Annotated in this window: 16 protein-coding genes; all 16 read right to left on the bottom strand. The window is 65.0% G+C overall.

Features of this window, described 5'->3' with window-relative positions; translation table 11 throughout:
- Positions 1 to 669 (bottom strand): heme exporter protein CcmB, encoded by a 669-nt coding sequence (ccmB, locus tag ACZ41T_RS04830; protein WP_464923343.1) that lies wholly within the window; start codon positions 667 to 669, stop codon positions 1 to 3.
- Between the two features lie 136 nt (positions 670 to 805).
- Positions 806 to 1423 carry a cytochrome c biogenesis heme-transporting ATPase CcmA gene (ccmA, locus tag ACZ41T_RS04835; RefSeq protein WP_464923344.1) on the bottom strand — a complete coding sequence of 206 codons (618 nt, stop codon included), beginning with the start codon at positions 1421 to 1423 and terminating at the stop codon, positions 806 to 808.
- A 137-nt stretch (positions 1424 to 1560) separates the two neighbouring features.
- Positions 1561 to 2337, bottom strand: coding sequence for a type II secretion system protein N (locus tag ACZ41T_RS04840; protein WP_464923345.1), 777 nt, complete (start codon positions 2335 to 2337; stop codon positions 1561 to 1563).
- Entirely contained in the window at positions 2334 to 2822 is a 489-nt protein-coding gene (locus tag ACZ41T_RS04845) for a type II secretion system protein M (protein ID WP_464923346.1), read from the bottom strand. The genes ACZ41T_RS04840 and ACZ41T_RS04845 overlap by 4 nt, the downstream gene beginning before the upstream one ends.
- Positions 2819 to 4060 carry a type II secretion system protein GspL gene (gene gspL, locus ACZ41T_RS04850; protein WP_464923347.1) on the bottom strand — a complete coding sequence of 414 codons (1242 nt, stop codon included), beginning with the start codon at positions 4058 to 4060 and terminating at the stop codon, positions 2819 to 2821. Before gspL ends, ACZ41T_RS04845 begins: the two co-directional genes overlap by 4 nt.
- Before the next feature lie 18 nt (positions 4061 to 4078).
- Positions 4079 to 4993, bottom strand: a complete 915-nt coding sequence (gene gspK / locus ACZ41T_RS04855) for a type II secretion system minor pseudopilin GspK (RefSeq protein WP_464923348.1) — start codon at positions 4991 to 4993, stop codon at positions 4079 to 4081.
- Complete coding sequence (gene gspJ / locus ACZ41T_RS04860) at positions 4990 to 5580, bottom strand: type II secretion system minor pseudopilin GspJ (protein WP_464923349.1); 591 nt, start codon at positions 5578 to 5580, stop codon at positions 4990 to 4992. The genes gspK and gspJ overlap by 4 nt, the downstream gene beginning before the upstream one ends.
- On the bottom strand, positions 5577 to 5957 hold the full coding sequence (gspI, locus tag ACZ41T_RS04865) for a type II secretion system minor pseudopilin GspI (protein ID WP_464923350.1): 381 nt from the start codon (positions 5955 to 5957) through the stop codon (positions 5577 to 5579). Before gspI ends, gspJ begins: the two co-directional genes overlap by 4 nt.
- Positions 5954 to 6445, bottom strand: coding sequence for a type II secretion system minor pseudopilin GspH (gene gspH, locus ACZ41T_RS04870; RefSeq protein ID WP_464923351.1), 492 nt, complete (start codon positions 6443 to 6445; stop codon positions 5954 to 5956). Before gspH ends, gspI begins: the two co-directional genes overlap by 4 nt.
- Complete coding sequence (gene gspG / locus ACZ41T_RS04875; RefSeq protein ID WP_464923352.1) at positions 6433 to 6879, bottom strand: type II secretion system major pseudopilin GspG; 447 nt, start codon at positions 6877 to 6879, stop codon at positions 6433 to 6435. Before gspG ends, gspH begins: the two co-directional genes overlap by 13 nt.
- A 124-nt stretch (positions 6880 to 7003) precedes the next feature.
- Positions 7004 to 8221, bottom strand: a complete 1218-nt coding sequence (gspF, locus tag ACZ41T_RS04880; RefSeq protein ID WP_464923353.1) for a type II secretion system inner membrane protein GspF — start codon at positions 8219 to 8221, stop codon at positions 7004 to 7006.
- A 14-nt stretch (positions 8222 to 8235) separates the two neighbouring features.
- A complete protein-coding gene (gspE, locus tag ACZ41T_RS04885; RefSeq protein ID WP_464923354.1) occupies positions 8236 to 9741 on the bottom strand; it encodes a type II secretion system ATPase GspE in 1506 nt (501 codons plus the stop codon).
- 8 nt (positions 9742 to 9749) lie between these two features.
- Positions 9750 to 11825, bottom strand: coding sequence for a type II secretion system secretin GspD (gene gspD / locus ACZ41T_RS04890; protein WP_464923355.1), 2076 nt, complete (start codon positions 11823 to 11825; stop codon positions 9750 to 9752).
- 14 nt (positions 11826 to 11839) lie between these two features.
- Positions 11840 to 12718 carry a type II secretion system protein N gene (locus ACZ41T_RS04895; RefSeq protein WP_464923356.1) on the bottom strand — a complete coding sequence of 293 codons (879 nt, stop codon included), beginning with the start codon at positions 12716 to 12718 and terminating at the stop codon, positions 11840 to 11842.
- Between the two features lie 13 nt (positions 12719 to 12731).
- Positions 12732 to 14150: a sigma-54-dependent transcriptional regulator gene (locus ACZ41T_RS04900; RefSeq protein WP_464923357.1), complete on the bottom strand. Its 1419-nt coding sequence runs from the start codon at positions 14148 to 14150 to the stop codon at positions 12732 to 12734.
- Complete coding sequence (locus ACZ41T_RS04905; RefSeq protein ID WP_464923358.1) at positions 14147 to 15592, bottom strand: two-component system sensor histidine kinase NtrB; 1446 nt, start codon at positions 15590 to 15592, stop codon at positions 14147 to 14149. The genes ACZ41T_RS04900 and ACZ41T_RS04905 overlap by 4 nt, the downstream gene beginning before the upstream one ends.
- Positions 15593 to 15677 lie beyond the last annotated feature (85 nt).

Raw genomic sequence — 15677 nt, forward strand, 5'->3', positions numbered from 1 at the left:
CTACTCCACAGAAACTTTAAGGGCCATTGCGCTCACCCAGGGCGCCAGCAACAGCGACATCATCAGAAACGCCCCCAGCAGCGAAAGATGCGCTTCCGAACCGGTGCCGGAGAGTACGCCTTCCACCGCGCCGGCGCCGAAGATCAGGGCCGGCACATAAAGCGGCATGATCAGCAGAGTGACCAACGCACCGCCGCCACGCAAGCCCAGTGTCAACGCGGCGCCGATACTGCCGAGCAGCGACAGGATGGGCGTACCGATGGCCAGCGACAGGACAAGCATCCACAGCGCCCCGGCCGGCAGATTGAACTGGATCCCCAGCAGCGGCGCAATTATCAGCAGCGGAATCCCGTTGATGATCCAGTGCGCGATCGCCTTCCCCAAGGTCAGTAAGGCAATAGGACTGGGCGACAGCAGCATTTGTTCCAGGGTGCCGTCACGATAATCGTCGGCGAACAACCGATCCAGCGACAGCAACGACGCCAGCAGCGCCGCCACCCACACCACCCCCGGCCCGATGGTGCGCAGCATGCCCGGCTCCGGCCCGATGCCGAGCGGAAACATGCTCACCACCATGACGAAGAAGAATTGCGCGGTCAGCCAGTCGCCACGGCGCCGCGCCGCCAGCAACACATCGCGGCGAATGACGGTGAACAGGAATTTCAGCATCGTGACCCAAGCGCGAACATGCTCCACCCGCAAGGGGCAGGCCGTGGTTGTCCCCGCAAGGGGGAGGCCGTGAATGTAAAGCTGCTAAAGCAGCAACATTCACGCACTAAAGCCGCTGAAGCGTCAACAACCACGCTCAATCTCCGACCGAGAGGGTTTTGGGGGTCAGGCCGTCGAGCGCCAGCGGCTGATGGGTGGTCATGATCGCCAGCCCACCCGCCACGACGTGATCGCGGATCATCCGCTCCACCATCGCGACCCCCTCGACGTCGAGCCCGGTCAGCGGTTCGTCGAGAATCCACAGCAGCGCGCCGGCCGTCATCAGCCCCGCCAGCGCAACGCGCCGGCGCTGGCCGAAAGACAGCACGCGGGCAGGAAAATCCATGCAACGCGACAGACCCACCCGCTCCAGCGCAGTCGTCGCGGTTCCGATATCCAGTTCGCGGCCGTTCAGCGCCGCCGCGATCCGCAGATTCTCCATCGGGGTGAGGTCGTCCTTGATGCCGTTGGCATGGCCGAGGTAGGCCATCTCCCGCCCATATTGTTCGTGCGCCTTGCTTAAGGGGTCGCCACGCCAGCGCACAACGCCGGCGACAGGTGCAGACAGGCCGCAAAGGATGCGCAGCAGGCTGGTCTTGCCGCGACCATTGCCCCCCACCACCAATAAAGCCTCGCCACGCCCCAACTCGAAACCCAGGTTCCTGAACAGCAGGCGCTCGCCGCGTTCGCAGGCCAGTCCATTGGCAGTAAGCATACTTGGCATCATCAATCGTGAAATAAATCTTGGAATATCGGCGCAGAGCTTATCTTAAATATGCGACGTTTAACACGCTGGTTTCAGGCCCCTGGTGTAAAGACGTAGAATCGGCGAACCCCGGAGAGCTGCCTGCATCAACCCGCGATGCGGAGCACGCGGTCGCCATTCGGCTGGGCCGGACCGATGAGACTCAAAAGCCCATCCAGTTCCACCCTGCTATCCGGGGCGACACGAGCCACGCCGTTAAAAACCGTGCCGCGCCGGCGATCCCAACTGCCCAAACCCTGCAGGAACAGAGGCCCCGATTCGGTCGACAGTTTGAATTTCAGGCCGTTTTCCATACCTTCAACGTCCGCGCGGTAGCTGCCGAGTCGTGGCCGCACCCGACCCGAAGCGGCATCCAGCCAGCGCAGAGTGGCATCGCCTTCGGTGCCGCTCCGGCTGAAAGCGATGCGGTCGGCTTTCAAAACCAGTCGACCGCCCGGTTGCCACAAACCGAGGTCGGGTGACAGTCGCTCCAGCCATTTTGCCGGCAGTTCGATCCGGGTTTCTAGCAGTTCCCCGCTGTTCGCACCTGCACGCAACACGCCCTGCGCATCGATGCCGGCGCCTGTCAGTTGCAGCCGGTAGCCGAGGCGGCCGGCAAAGAGATCGAGCGGGCGCAACTGCCAGCGTATGCGACCCAGTTGCAAATCGGATGACGCCGCAACCTTCACCCGAATCCCCATGGCCTGGCCGCGCCACACGCTTCCTTCGGCCCGATCGAGCGACACCGCCTGCTGGGTGAAGTGCGGCAGCGCCCACGCCAGCAGACTGGCCGGTGCCCACGCCAGCAGCAGCGCCAGGTACACCAGCGCAGCCAGCAGGTAATGCGGTCCGCGCAAACGGAAGGGCGTGCGATCCGCCATCATCCACCCACCAGCACGGCGTCGACACTGACCATGCCGGCTGCGGCAGTCGCCTCGATGCGGGCCGATTCCACCCGCACTCCGTGGCTCGCCTGCAACCCGCCGACCCAGACGATCCATGCGTCGAACGCCACCTGCGGCAGCAGCACCCGGACGTGGCCGGCATCCTGCTGCGCGATCGATTCAATACGCTCGCGCAGACCCATGGCCAGCGCGTTCTGCTCGACGGCGAGCGTGAGGCTGCCCGCCTCCCGCGTCACCGTGGGCTGCGCCTTGAGACGGGCGACTTCCTGCGCGTCCTGCTGCAGTTGCCGGGCCTGAACGCGTAATTGCGGCAGCGCCTGCCGCAGTTGCGCCACCTCGCGCTGCATCGGCAGCCAGGCGTAGGCAAACCCCAGGGCCAGCACCAGCAGCGCCGAACCGCCGGCGAGGACGAGGCGTTCACGCGGCACGCGCGTGCGCCAGAATTGAAGCAGCAGGTCTTTCATGGCGTGTCCCCCGTAACTGCGATACGCGCCAGCGATTGCGGCGCCGTGCCGCTGACGCTCTGCAGCTGGCTGGCCAGGCCGGCGTCGATCAGGCGCTTCAACAAGTTTTCGGCCGCCGCCTGGTCGGTCACCGGCACATCCAGACTGAGCTGGCTGGCTTCGTAGCGGATCGCGCGCAGGCTGCCGCGGCTGTCGGCATCGAGCGCAGGCGCCACGCGCGACAGCAAGGGCATAAAATCGGACGGCGACGTTTGGCCCGCCGTGCCGCGCAGTTCGGCCAGATTGCGCTGCATCTGCAGCGGCGCATCGACGATCACGCGCGCGTCGGGGAAGGCCTCGCGGAAGTTCTCTTCCATTGCCGCCTGCAGGTGTTGCTTTTCACGGCTCAACAGCCACCACTCGGTCGCCGTCGCCCCGACCTGCAGCAAGGCGATCAGCCCGGCCAGAATCAACGGCAGCCGCAAATTGGGCCACCCGTCCCACCCCGCACCCGATGATGCGAATGCGCCCTGCAGCAGATCGATGCCGCCATGGGTGGCGTCCGGATGCTGCAAGGGCATCCATCCCACCCCCACCTCGACCGCCACACCCAGCACATGGCTCCAGGCTTCGACATCGGGTGGCGGCGCGCCTTCGCGCAGACGCACCAGCAGGTGATGCGGCAAGGCTGCCGTCGCACGCGCTTGCGCCACGCTCAGCACGAGCGCGGTGGGCGGCTGCGTGGACGTGCCGCCGTCCAGGCTCATGCCCGCATGCTCGCCGCTGCGCAGGAAGCCGCCACGGCCACCCCACACCATCACCCAGCCATCGGCCGGCAACGCCGGCAGCAGGGTTTCCGGCCAGGCGCTACGCGGCCGCAGGCCGGCTCCGTCCAAACGCGCCAGCACCCGCGCCAGCCAGGCCTTGTCGACCACCGCCAGCGCAGTCTGGCCGTCACCCAGCGTGGGACCGGCGGCCACATGCACCGCATCGGGCTCGGCCACCAGCCGGTCTTCGATCGCGTAAGCCAGCAACTGCCGCATTTTCCGCCTGCTGCCGCGCGGCAGGGTGGCACGGGTCAGCAGCACCGCCTCCGCCGGAATCACCAGTTCACAAGCCTCGGCGCGCGGCAGGTTGGCGAGCGTGTCGCTGCCGGCAGCGAGCCGCTCGCCACGCGTGCCAAGACGGCACCAGGGCAGTGGAGCGTCCGGCTCGGTGTCGGGCCAGGAAGAAGGGATATGGATGCGCAGCAGGCTCATGGTCAGGGTTCGATTGGATCAGATATTCTTTTGCCACGCCAGCTTCGGCCAGGCGGTCGTTTCGCGTTCCAGCAGAGCCTGGTAGCCGACTTTCGCGCGGCCGAAGCGGGCGTGGCCGGTAACCAGAAAATAGTGGCTGCCAACACTCAGCAGGGTCTCATTGACCTGCGTCACCGCCTTCGGCAGACGCGCACGGAAGTCGGCGATGTCCTTGAAATGCTGCTCCTTGCGCGCCGTCACCAACGTCTGTGCCTGGTCGAGCGACAGGTCGGCGATCGCCGCCGCCAGCACCTCCGCCGGCGCGGTGTTGACGTTGACCGGCGTCGCTTGCGGCAGCGCCGTCACGAAGGGGCGCAAGCGCTCCACCGTCGCCGCGTCGAAGCCTTTCAAGCGGGCGAGCCCGTCCACCGTCGTCAGCGCACGATTACCGGCACGATAAGGCGGATCAAGTGCCAGATAATCCATGTCCTCGGCACCACCCGGATGCGTCACCACGGCATTGGGGTCGATCCAGTCGACCACAGCGGCAGCATGCTCGGGCGGCAATTGCAGCAGCTCCAGAAGCTTGCGAAAAACCGCGAGATCGATCGCACTGACCTTGCCCCCGCGTACCAGGCTGTTGAGGTTGAACAGCCCCTGCTGGTCGGTCAGTTCGCCGGCCAGTTCGCCCCCCTCCACCGGCAGCGGCGCCATCGCCTGCGCCCAGATCTCACCCAGATGGTCCACGTTGGTGTTGCGCGCGTCTTGCGCCAGTATCGAACGCGCCCACTGCAGCGCCGCCAGCACCACTACCCTGCTTTGCGCCTGTTCATTGAGATTTTCCACCTGGCGCACCCACAACTGCTGCTGCCACGCCATGAACGACGCCGCGCTCGCCACCAGCGCGACGACCAGGATGGCCGTGATGACGGCCATGCCGCGCTGGCGTCTCATGGCAGGGCAAACACCCGCGTTACGGCGACGCCGCCGTCGAGTTCGAGCACCACCTCCAGCGCCGCCGGTAGCACCGCCATCCCGGGCAGCGGCCAACGCGACTGCCAGTTGCCGCTGCCGTCGAGATAGCGCAACTCGAAGCGGTTCACCCGCTCCAGCAATGCATGCACCACGGGCTCGGTGAGCGGCGCCCGGTCCAGCACCGGCCACACCAGTTGCTCGAGCGTGCCGTTGTTGAGCCGGTAGCCGTGGCGTTGAACATCCGCCAGCACGCCGGTCTGCCACGCCATGCCCATGCGGCTGAAACTCAGCTGCGCGTCGTTGGCACCAAGGGCCTGCGGGTCGCCGACCAGCGCCGGCAGCGGCAGGTCGCCGCCGTCGCGCACCGGCCGGTTCACCACCATGCTCATGTCCTGCTCCAGTTGCGCCAGCGTCAGCGCAATGTCGCGCCAGCGCCGGTTGTCCTCGGTGAGATGCTCGCGCGTCTGCAGAACCGCGGTCAGCCCGCGGTAGGCCAGTACCGACATCAGCGCGAAGATCGTTAGCGCCACCAGCATTTCCACCAGGGTGAAGCCGCGCTGTCTCATTTGCTCTCGGCACGTGCCAGATAGCCGGTCAGCCGTGCCAGCGCATGCTCGTCGCGCCCAGCCGCGCCAACATGGATCTCAACGCGGAGGAACGCCCGGTTGGAGGTGGCGCTGACGGTTTCGTGCCACGTCAATTTCAATCCCGCCTGCTCCACCTCGCCTTCGTAGGTGCCGGCATTGGGCCAGGCGCGCCGCGCCTGCAATTCGGCCAGACGATTTTGCGCCACCCAGCTGGCCAACAGGCGTTGCCGCAGCTCGGCCGAACTGTTGGCCATCATCGCCGACGCGCGACTGGCGGCGGCCAGCGCGATCGCCAGAATCGCCAGCGCCACCAGCACCTCGATCAGGGTGAAGCCACGCGCCGACTGCCTGCTCATTCGGCCATATCCTGCTGCGTCTCGACGCGTACCCGGCCCAGGCTGTCGCCACGGATGCGCGCGTGTGCCGCGTTGAGCGCCAGGTCGGCAGTGAATGGTGCGCTGCTGCCGGACGGCAGGAACAGCAGGCGCTCGCCCGCTTCCAGGCTGGCCTGATTCACCCGCAGTGCCAGCAGACGTACGCCGCTCGCCAGGCTTCGATCCTTCAGCAGATCGTCGCCGCTGCGCGGCACCCATTGGTTGTCCTCGTTCAACGCCCAGAAACGATAGCCCCCCTGCTCCACCGTAAACGCAATCGGCTCGCCCGATACCACCGCCTGGTCGCGCGTCTGTTCCAGCAGCAGCGCCAGCCGCTGCACCTCGTTCGCCAGCACGCGGTCGTCGTCCGGCATCAGGCGCACGCCCACCAATCCAGCCATGATGCCGATGATCACCAGCACCACCAGAACCTCGATCAGAGTGAAGCCGCGCTGGCTTACAGCTCCCACGAACCGATGTCCGCGTTGTTGCCTTCGCCGCCTGCCGCGCCGTCCGCGCCCAGGCTGAAAACGTCGATCTCGCCGCGCAGCCCGGGGTTCAGATACTGATAGGGCGCGCCCCAGGGATCGTTGGGCAGGCGTTCGAGATAACCGCCGGCTTTCCAGTTACCGGGAATCGACCCCGAGGTCGGCTTTTCCACCAGGGCCTGCAGGCCCTGCTCGGTGGCCGGATAGCGCGCGTTATCGAGGCGATAAAGGTTCAGCGCCTGCTTGATCGAAGCAATATCCTGCCTGGCGGCAACGATGCGCGCCTCGTCCGGTCGGCCCATGATCTTCGGCACCACCAGCGCCGCGAGAATGCCGAGAATCGCAACCACCACCATGATCTCGATCAGGGTGAAGCCGCGTGTGACCAGGCCGGGTTTGTGTGATCCGGATTTCATATCGATCCTTTCCAATTAAATCAACGGGTGCAAAAAACCAGCCCGCGTTATAAAAACTGCAGCGCGTGCGCATGGTGATACGGCCGGATCGCGCATTCAGCGGATTCATGCATCGACCGGCGCATCAGCGCACCAGCTGGTTCATCTCGAAAATCGGCAGCAGGATCGCCAGCACGATCACCAGCACCACCACCCCCATCACCACGATCAGCAGCGGCTCCAGCAAGCTGGTCAGCCCCATCACGCGGTTTTCCATTTCGCGGCTCTGCTGGGCGGCGGCGCGCTCGAGCATGTGCACCAGGCGGCCACTCGCCTCGCCGCTGGCGATCATGTGCACCAGCATCGGCGGGAACAGTTTCGCTGCGGCAAGTGCGCGGCTGAGGCTGCCGCCCTCGCGCACCTTGCGCGCTGCCTCCTCCACCGCCTGCCGCATCGGCAGATTGTTCACCACCCCGGCGCCGGCCTGCAGTGCCGCCAGCAGCGGCACCCCGCTGCCCACCAGAATGGCCAGCGTGCTCGCCAGCTGTGCGCTGTTGACGCCACGCACCAGCGCGCCCACCAGCGGCAGCCGCAGCAGCCAGCGATGAAAACGCAGACGCGTCGGCGGCAGGCGTAGCGCCCGCCGCGCCGCCCAGATCGCCACGGCGATCGCAATCAGCCATAGCCAGCCGCTGGCACGCAGAAAATCGCTCAGCCCGATCAGTGCGCGGGTCAGCCACGGCAGCGTCTGGTTGGTGTTCTGGAACACGCTCACCACCTGCGGCACCACGTAGGTCAAGAGGCCGAGCACCACGGAGCCCGCCACCAGCGTAACGATCGCCGGATAGATAAAAGCCAGTCCGACCTTCTGCCGCAGCGCCTGGTGCGATTCGGTATAGTCGGCCAGCCGCTCCATCACCTCGCCGAGACGGCCGGACTGCTCGCCGGCCGCGACCAGGGTGATGTACAGCTCGGGGAACACGCGCGGATATTTCTGCAGCGCGCGCGCCAGCGAATGCCCCGCCAGCACTTCGCCGCGCACCCCGGCCAGCACCTGGCGCTGATAGTCGGTATCGGCCTGCTCGATCAGGGCGTTGAGCGTCTGCTCCACCGGCAGGCCGGCGGCCAGCAGGGTGGCGAACTGTCGCGTGACCAGGCTCAGTTGCGTGCCGGACAGGCCGCGCCGCCAGTGCCAGCGGCTGCTGCCGCGCGCCATGGTGGCTTCGGACATCGTCGCCACTTCCGCCACCAGCAGCCCCTGTTCGCGCAGCCGGGCGCGCAACTGGCGCGCAGTGTCGGCTTCCTGTACGCCCTTCTTCAGGCGGCCGGCAGCGTCGTAAGCCTCGTAGCGAAATGCAGCCATGTCGATCCAGCCGTTCAGGCTTCGCGCGTCACGCGCAGCACTTCTTCCAGAGCGGTGTCGCCGGCACGCACCCAGCGCATACCGTCCTGGCGCATGCTGACCATGCCTTGCGCCACGGCGTGGCCGCGCAGGTTCTGTTCGGACGCGCCATCGTGAATCATGCGGCGCAGCGGCTCGTCGACTGCGAGCAATTCATAGATGCCGGTACGGCCACGATAGCCGGTGGAATTGCAGCCCGGACAGCCGACTGCGCTGAACAACGGCCCGTCCAGCGCAGGCTCCCCGATCGCCGTGCGTTCCTTGTCGCTCGCCGCGTGCGGCTGGCGACACAGCGGGCATAGCCTGCGCACCAGGCGCTGGCCGAGCACACCCAGGAGGCTCGATGCCAGCAGAAAAGGCTCGATCCCCATGTCGATCAGGCGCGTCACAGAACTGGCAGCATCGTTGGTGTGCAGCGTCGCCAGCACCAGATGGCCGGTGAGCGAAGCCTGCACCGCAATCTGCGCGGTCTCCAGATCGCGTATTTCGCCGATCATGATGACGTCCGGATCCTGCCGCAGGATGGAGCGCAGCGCGCGCGCAAAAGTCAACTCGATGCGCGGGTTGGCCTGGCTCTGGCCGATGCCGTCGAGGTCGTACTCGATCGGATCCTCCACCGTCATGATGTTGAGCGTCCTGGCGTCCAGCCGCGACAGTGCCGCGTATAGCGTGGTGGTTTTGCCCGAGCCGGTCGGCCCGGTCACCAGCACGATACCGTGGGGGCGGTGAATCAGTTCGTCGAGCCCGCCGAGGGTGACATTACTCATGCCGAGGCGCCCCAACTCCAGCCGCCCCGCCTGCTTGTCGAGCAGACGCAGCACCACGCGCTCGCCGTGGCCGGTGGGCAGCGTCGACACCCGCACATCCACCGGCCGCCCGGCCAGCCGCAAGGTGATGCGGCCGTCCTGCGGCAGGCGCTTCTCGGCGATGTCGAGCTGCGCCATCACCTTGATGCGCGAAACGATCGCCGCGTGCAGCGCGCGCTTCGGCTCGATCACGTCGCGCAGTGCGCCGTCCATGCGAAAGCGCACCACCGAGCGCGTCTCGTAGGGTTCGATATGGATATCGGACGCATTCTCGCGCAGCGCCTGCGTCAGCAGCGCATTGATGAGGCGAATGATCGGAGCATCGTCCTCGCTTTCCAGCAGGTCGGCCACCTCGGGGATGTCCTGCGCCAACTGCTGCAGGTCCATTCCCTGCGCCATGTCGTCGACCAGGCTGGCCGCCTGGTTCTCGCCCCGCGCATAGGCCAGTGTCAGGACGCGCTCGAACTGCTCCGGCGCCAGCACCTGCGTCTGCAGCGGGCACTTGAGGATGCGCCGCACCTCGGCCAGGGTGGCGGGCTCGGCTCCCTCGCGCAGCCACACCTCCATCTCGTCGCCGACGCGCCGCGCCACCAGCACCCCGCGGGTGCGTGCAAAGCCGTAGGGCAGCAGTGTGGCGAGCTGCGAATCCGGAACGTGGGTCGCGGTCGTATCCATGACAGGCATCAGGGCGCCGTCAGTGGCGCGTTCTGGGCGGGCTGCGGCGGCTTGTTGCCCAGCTGGGGCAGCGGCGGATTCTTCAGTTCTGGCAACGGCTCCATTTGCATATCTGGCAGGGCAAAATGCGGCTGCATGCGGAACTCGGTCTGTTTCTGGCGGATGAAGCCATAACGCTCGCCGGTCAGCAGGTCCGAACTGTTGTTGTCGCGCAGCACGTGCGGACGCAGGAATACCATCAGGTTGGTTTTCACGCGCTTGCGCTTTTCAGTCCTGAACAGATGGCCGAGCAATGGGATGTCCCCCAGCAGCGGCACCTTGTCGACACTGTCCTGCATGGTGTCCTGGATCAGCCCGCCAAGCACGATGATGCGGCCGTCGTCGACCAGCACAGTGGAATCGATCGAGCGCAAGTCGATGATGACACCGGACGCCGTATTTTCCCGCAGGCTGGAAGTTTCCTGATAGATCAGCAGCTTGACCGAGCCGCCTTCGGACACCTGTGGCCGCACCTTCAGCGTCAGACCGACGTCGCGTCGCTCGATGGTCTGAAACGGGTTCACCGTTGGATCGGTGCCGGACAGCGCATAGGAGCCGGTAAGGAAAGGCACGTTCTGGCCCACAACGATTTTGGCCTCCTCGTTGTCCATGGTCAGCAGGTTGGGCGTCGACAGGATGTTGGCGTTGGCGTCGGATTCGAGCGCACGTGCCAGCGCGCCGAGGTTGAGCACCTCGCCGACACCGGGAATATTGATGGTGCCGCTGACGACACCGATGTTCAGTCCCGAGCCCAGGGTCGAGAGGTCGGCCGACGCATCGATGATGTTGCTGCCGGTGCCGCGGCCGAAGTTGGTGCCGCCGATGAGATTCGTCCCGCCCTCCTCGATGCCGCTCAGGTCCTGCCACTGGATGCCGAACTCGGCCGCCTTCTCGGCGGTGATCTCCACCACCAGCGCCTCGATGAACACCTGTGCACGGCGCGCGTCGAGCTTGTCGATCACCGCGCGCAGTGCGTTGTAGGTCACGTCCGGCGCGCTGATGACGAGCGAGTTGGTCGCCGTGTCGGCGAGGATCATGCTGCCGCCAGCGGCGCCGGATAGCGAACTGGTACTGGTTGCGGAGCTGGCCGTGGCGGCCGGCGAGGTTCCCGTCATGCTGGCCGTCTTCGGTCCAATCGGCGCCTCGCCGGTCAGAATACCGCGCAGCGTCTCGGCCAGCTTCGCCGCTTCGGCATTGCGCAGGTACACCACATGAATGTTGCCGCCCGCCGCGCCCGCCACATCGAGCCCGGCAACCAGGCCGCGCAGCGCCTGGATGCGCGAGGGATTATCGCTGCGCACCAGCAGTGAATTCGAGCGCATATCCGGCACGATCGTCAGCCGCGTACCGCCCGGCTGCCCCGCCGCCGCGGCACCGTCGGACATCAGCCGCCCCAGTGACTGCGCCACGTCCACCGCCGACACATGGTTCAGCCGGATCAAGGCGGTATCGTTTGCGCTCGGCTGGTCGACCGCCTCGATGATCGCGTTCAGCCGCCGCACGTTGTCGGCATAATCGGTAATCACCAGCGTGTTGCTGCTGGGCAGCACCGCGATGGCGTTGTTGGGACCGATCAGCGGCCGCAGGACCGGCATCAATTGCGCGGCGGACTCATGTTGCAGCGGGTAAACCTGGGTGATGATCCGGTCGCCGCTCTCGTTGACCTGCTTGCCGCGGGTCACGCTGTAATTCTGCTTCGCCTCCGCTTCCGGCACGATCTTCACCACCCCGTGACCCTCGATCGCCGAGAAGCCCTGCATGCGCAGCGCCGACAGCAGGATCGGATACACCTGGTCGCGCGGCACCGGCCTCGCCGAAGTGATGATCACCGTGCCCTTGACGCGCGGATCGATGATGAAGTTCTTGCCGGTGAGTTCGCCTACCGCCTTGATTACCGAGGGGATATCGGCGTTGACGAAATTGAGAACGATCGGGTCAGTCTGGGTCTGGGTCTGAGCATGGGTCTGCAACGGCGGCAGCGCCAGCGCAAACAACAGGACGCTCAACGTCAGCCGGCGGGGGAAACCCGATCGTGTTTTTTTCATGTTATTCATTATTTCTACTGCAGCCTGTAGGAAAGAGTAAGCGGCTTGCCCTGGCGTTCGCCCACTACGGTGAGGCGCTGCACCCCCACCGTGCCGGACAACTGCCGCGCAAAGTCCTGCACATTGGCAACCGGCATGCCATTGACCATGCGCAGCGTGTCCCCGCTCTGCAGCCCCAGCCGCGCAACCAGCCCGTCAGCCGCTACCGAGGTCAGCACCAGGCCAGGCTGCGCGCCACTCCCGGCGCGCGCCTGAACCCCGAGACTTTGCGGGTTGGCCAAAGCCTGGTTGAATTCGTTGCGCGAGACCGGAATGTCACCGCTGGCCAACGCCAGAGGCTGCCCCACCGCATCCAGGTCGAGGCGCTCACGCATCCCGCGGTTGAGCAAAATCACGTGGTCGGGGGCCACCGAGTCCAACACCACTCCCGGCACGATTTCGTAACCGGTGGCAACGGCCTGGTCCTGCCCGTCGACGCCGAGAATCGCCATCGCCGGCTGGCTGTCCGGTGAAGCGAACACCCCGCGCAGTTTCAGGTTGAGCGAGGTCGCCGGCTCATCGCGCACAGCCACCTCCCCCTGCGCTGCGCCGAACAGATGCGCCGCACGCAGCGAAGCCAGTTGCGCGTCCAGCTTGATATCGGCGCGCGCGGCGCTTGCCGACAGCGGCGGCATCGGCGCGGCAAAGCGCCAGGTCCAGTGCGCCAGCAAGGCCGCCAGCCCCAGCAGTAACAGCAGATTTAGCGGCGCGCCCAACCAGGAAGCGCGGCGCAGCGAGACGAAAAGGGGGGCGAGCGGCATCGCGTTCAAGCTTCCTATAAAAGGCATGGCGGCGCAACTAGTTTTGCCGGACTTGAAGATGGCATCGGCCGGGAAGAAACGCGACACGCGCATTTGATCGATGGCATTATTCCTCAATGCCATAGCGCTTGACCTTGCGCCACAACGTCGATTTGTCGATGCCGAGAATTTCCGCCGCCAGCGCGCGATCGCCGTGCGTCTCGCGCAGGGTCTTGCGGATGAAATAGGCCTCCACTTCGTCAAGGCTTTGCGGTGGCAGATAGTCGAGCGCGCGGCCGCGCGGGTCCTTCTGTTCGGTCAGCCGCGACGGCAGCACGTCGGCATCGATATGATCCGACTCGGCAAGAATAATCATGCGCTGGATGATGTTTTCCAGTTCGCGCACGTTGCCGGGCCAGTCATAACGCATCAGCGCGCCGAGCACGGCGGTGCTGACGCCGCTGATGTGCTTGCCAAGGCGCAACGAATGCTTGTTCAGCAAATAGTAGGCCAGCAAAGCGATATCTTCGCGCCGCTCGCGTAGCGGCGGGACGCTGATCTCCATCACCGACAGACGATAGAAGAGATCTTCGCGAAACTGGCCACTTTCCACCAGTTCGGGAATCGGCCGGTTGCTGGCGGCAATCACGCGGACATCGACATTAACGGGTTCGGTGGCGCCGGTCGGATAGAAACTTCCGTCCTGCAGCACGCGCAGCAGCTTGGCCTGCAGCGCCAGCGGGGCATTGTTGATCTCGTCGAGAAACAGGGTGCCGCCATCGGCAACCTCGAACAGGCCAGGCTTGTTGCGCTCGGCGCCGGTAAAGGAGCCCTTGCGAAAGCCGAACAGCTCGCTTTCGATCAGGTTCTCCGGGATCGCCGCGCAGTTGATGGCGACGAAGGGCTTGTCGCGGCGCTTGCCGCGCTGGTGGATCTGGCGTGCCACCAGCTCTTTGCCGCTGCCGCTTTCACCGAAGATCAACACACTGGAATCGTAGGCGGCGGCGGCGTCGATCAGACGGTCGACCCGCTCCTTCGCCTGGGACTGGCCGATGATCTCGCCGCTTTCCTCATAGGCACGGCTTTGCCGACGCAGGCGCTGGTTCTCGGTCGAGAGCAGGTAGAAACCGAGTGCCTTTTCCACCACGCAGCGCAACTTGATGGTGTCGAACGGCTTCTGGACGTAATCGTAGGCACCCTCCTTGAGGGCGTCGACGGCGGACTCGACGGTGGCATAGCCGGTGACCAGCACGACCTGGGTCTGCGGGTCGTGCGATTTAACGAACTTGAGCAGGTCCAGTCCATCGGCACCCGGCATGCGGAGATCGGTGAGGACGACGGCGGCGTCGTTGTTTTCGAGGAAATCCATCGCCTCGTGCGCGTTCTCGGCGCTGGCCACCTTGAACGTCATCGACGACTCGGCCAGCACGGCGAGGATCAGCTCGCGCATGTTGCGGTCATCCTCGGTAACCAGAATGGCCGGGATGGCATCGGCCATGCCGGCATCCTTGTCATTGCCGCGTAGAGTGGAGGCACCCTGTTTCATGGTTTTGCTCGTTCCAGGTCGACTGCCGGCAATTTGACGATGAAGCATGCGCCTTCATCATTCGCGGCATCATAGGCAATAAAGCCGCCACGTTTTGTAACGATTGCCTGGCTGATGGACAGGCCAAGCCCGGAGCCCTGCCCGACGTCCTTGGTGGAAAAGAAGGGGTCGAACAAGCGCTTACGGATATCCTGCGGCACGCCCGGACCGTTGTCCGAAATGGCGATGGCGGCATAGGCGTCCTCCGCCCAGGTGCGCACGACAATGCGCGGCGACAGCGTTTTGTCGAGCGCGTCGATGGCATTGACCAGCAGGTTGCTCAAAACGATGTCGATCTGGCCGCACCCCCCCTCGACAACCACCATTTCCGGACACAGATCCAGCACGATTTCGATTCGGTAGCGTTTAAGCCTGCAGTTAATGAATGTCTCGATCAACTCTTGTGCCAGCTGGTTCAGATCGCAGGTTTCGCCGCTGCATTTATCCTTGCGCGCATAGTCGAGCAATTCCTGCACCACGCGCGAGCAGCGCTGCGCCTCGTCGGCGATGATGCGGGCATAGCCCGTCAGTTTTGGATGCTCGACCGCGCCCCGGTCGAGCAGTTGCGCATAGCCAAGTATATTGCCAAGGGGCGTGTTCAGTTCGTGCGCAACACCCGCTGCAAGCTGGCCCATCGCCACCAGTTTCTCGCGCATCGCAACGCTTTCCATCAGTTGGCGATGCTCGGTGATGTCCTGCAGGATCAGCACGCCGCCCATGTCGTTTTCCTCATCGCTGTAGAAGGCGAGGTTGAGCGAAAAGAAACGCTTGTCACCATCGACGTTGAGAGCAATTTCCTGGTTTCGGATAATGTGCTTGTAGAGAAAGGCATCGCGCAGCAGTTCGCGGTCGTGCTCGTTGATGTCGAGCAGTTCGAACAGGTTTGCGCCGATCAGCGCACCCGACCGGACACCGAACAGCGCATCCGCCTGGCGGTTGGCGATGGTGACGCGCAAATCGTCGGCCAGGCTCAGCAGGGCGCCCGGCAGGCTTTGCAGAATGGTGTTGCTACGGTTGCGCTCGTTGAGAAAGCGCCCCTGACATTCTTCCACGGTCTGGAACATCATCCGTAGCGTGTTGATGGTGGTGTTGTATTCCGGTATCAGACGGCCGATGCTGGTCCATGCATAGGGCCCGGCCGAGGTCGGCTCCAGCAGACCTTCGCGCGCGTGAAGAATGCCAAGCTCAAGTCGCCTCAACGCGGCCAGTTCGCCAGACAGGCGCACGATCAGATAGGTGAACAGGGCGGCCAGCAGGAAACCGGACAACCAGAGGAGGTGTGATTCGTTCCAGAAAGGACCAAAAAAGGCATACAGCAGGCCGGCCAGCAATGTAATCGCGGCCGGCAGCAGGTGGCCGGAAAAGATTGAAATGAAGGGGCGCCGGTTGGCCGTCCCCCGCAAACTCAGCGATTTGATGGCAATACCTCTTGATTGACACAATACGGAAAAGAACACGGCCGCCAGTCACCGGGCGGCCGTGCAGAGC

This window comes from Thiobacillus thiophilus (assembly GCF_055378705.1).

Excerpts from the sequence above, each read along its gene's own strand:
- gspE (WP_464923354.1), bottom strand. The coding sequence starts at position 9,741 with ATGGATACGACCGCGACCCACGTTCCGGATTCGCAGCTCGCCACACTG.
- ccmA (WP_464923344.1), bottom strand. The coding sequence starts at position 1,423 with ATGCTTACTGCCAATGGACTGGCCTGCGAACGCGGCGAGCGCCTGCTG.
- gspL (WP_464923347.1), bottom strand. The coding sequence starts at position 4,060 with ATGAGCCTGCTGCGCATCCATATCCCTTCTTCCTGGCCCGACACCGAG.
- ACZ41T_RS04840 (WP_464923345.1), bottom strand. The coding sequence starts at position 2,337 with ATGATGGCGGATCGCACGCCCTTCCGTTTGCGCGGACCGCATTACCTG.
- ACZ41T_RS04900 (WP_464923357.1), bottom strand. The coding sequence starts at position 14,150 with ATGAAACAGGGTGCCTCCACTCTACGCGGCAATGACAAGGATGCCGGC.
- ccmB (WP_464923343.1), bottom strand. The coding sequence starts at position 669 with ATGCTGAAATTCCTGTTCACCGTCATTCGCCGCGATGTGTTGCTGGCG.
- gspK (WP_464923348.1), bottom strand. The coding sequence starts at position 4,993 with ATGAGACGCCAGCGCGGCATGGCCGTCATCACGGCCATCCTGGTCGTC.
- gspG (WP_464923352.1), bottom strand. The coding sequence starts at position 6,879 with ATGAAATCCGGATCACACAAACCCGGCCTGGTCACACGCGGCTTCACC.
- gspI (WP_464923350.1), bottom strand. The coding sequence starts at position 5,957 with ATGAGCAGGCAGTCGGCGCGTGGCTTCACCCTGATCGAGGTGCTGGTG.
- gspD (WP_464923355.1), bottom strand. The coding sequence starts at position 11,825 with ATGAAAAAAACACGATCGGGTTTCCCCCGCCGGCTGACGTTGAGCGTC.
- gspJ (WP_464923349.1), bottom strand. The coding sequence starts at position 5,580 with ATGAGACAGCGCGGCTTCACCCTGGTGGAAATGCTGGTGGCGCTAACG.
- ACZ41T_RS04895 (WP_464923356.1), bottom strand. The coding sequence starts at position 12,718 with ATGCGCGTGTCGCGTTTCTTCCCGGCCGATGCCATCTTCAAGTCCGGC.
- gspF (WP_464923353.1), bottom strand. The coding sequence starts at position 8,221 with ATGGCTGCATTTCGCTACGAGGCTTACGACGCTGCCGGCCGCCTGAAG.
- ACZ41T_RS04845 (WP_464923346.1), bottom strand. The coding sequence starts at position 2,822 with ATGAAAGACCTGCTGCTTCAATTCTGGCGCACGCGCGTGCCGCGTGAA.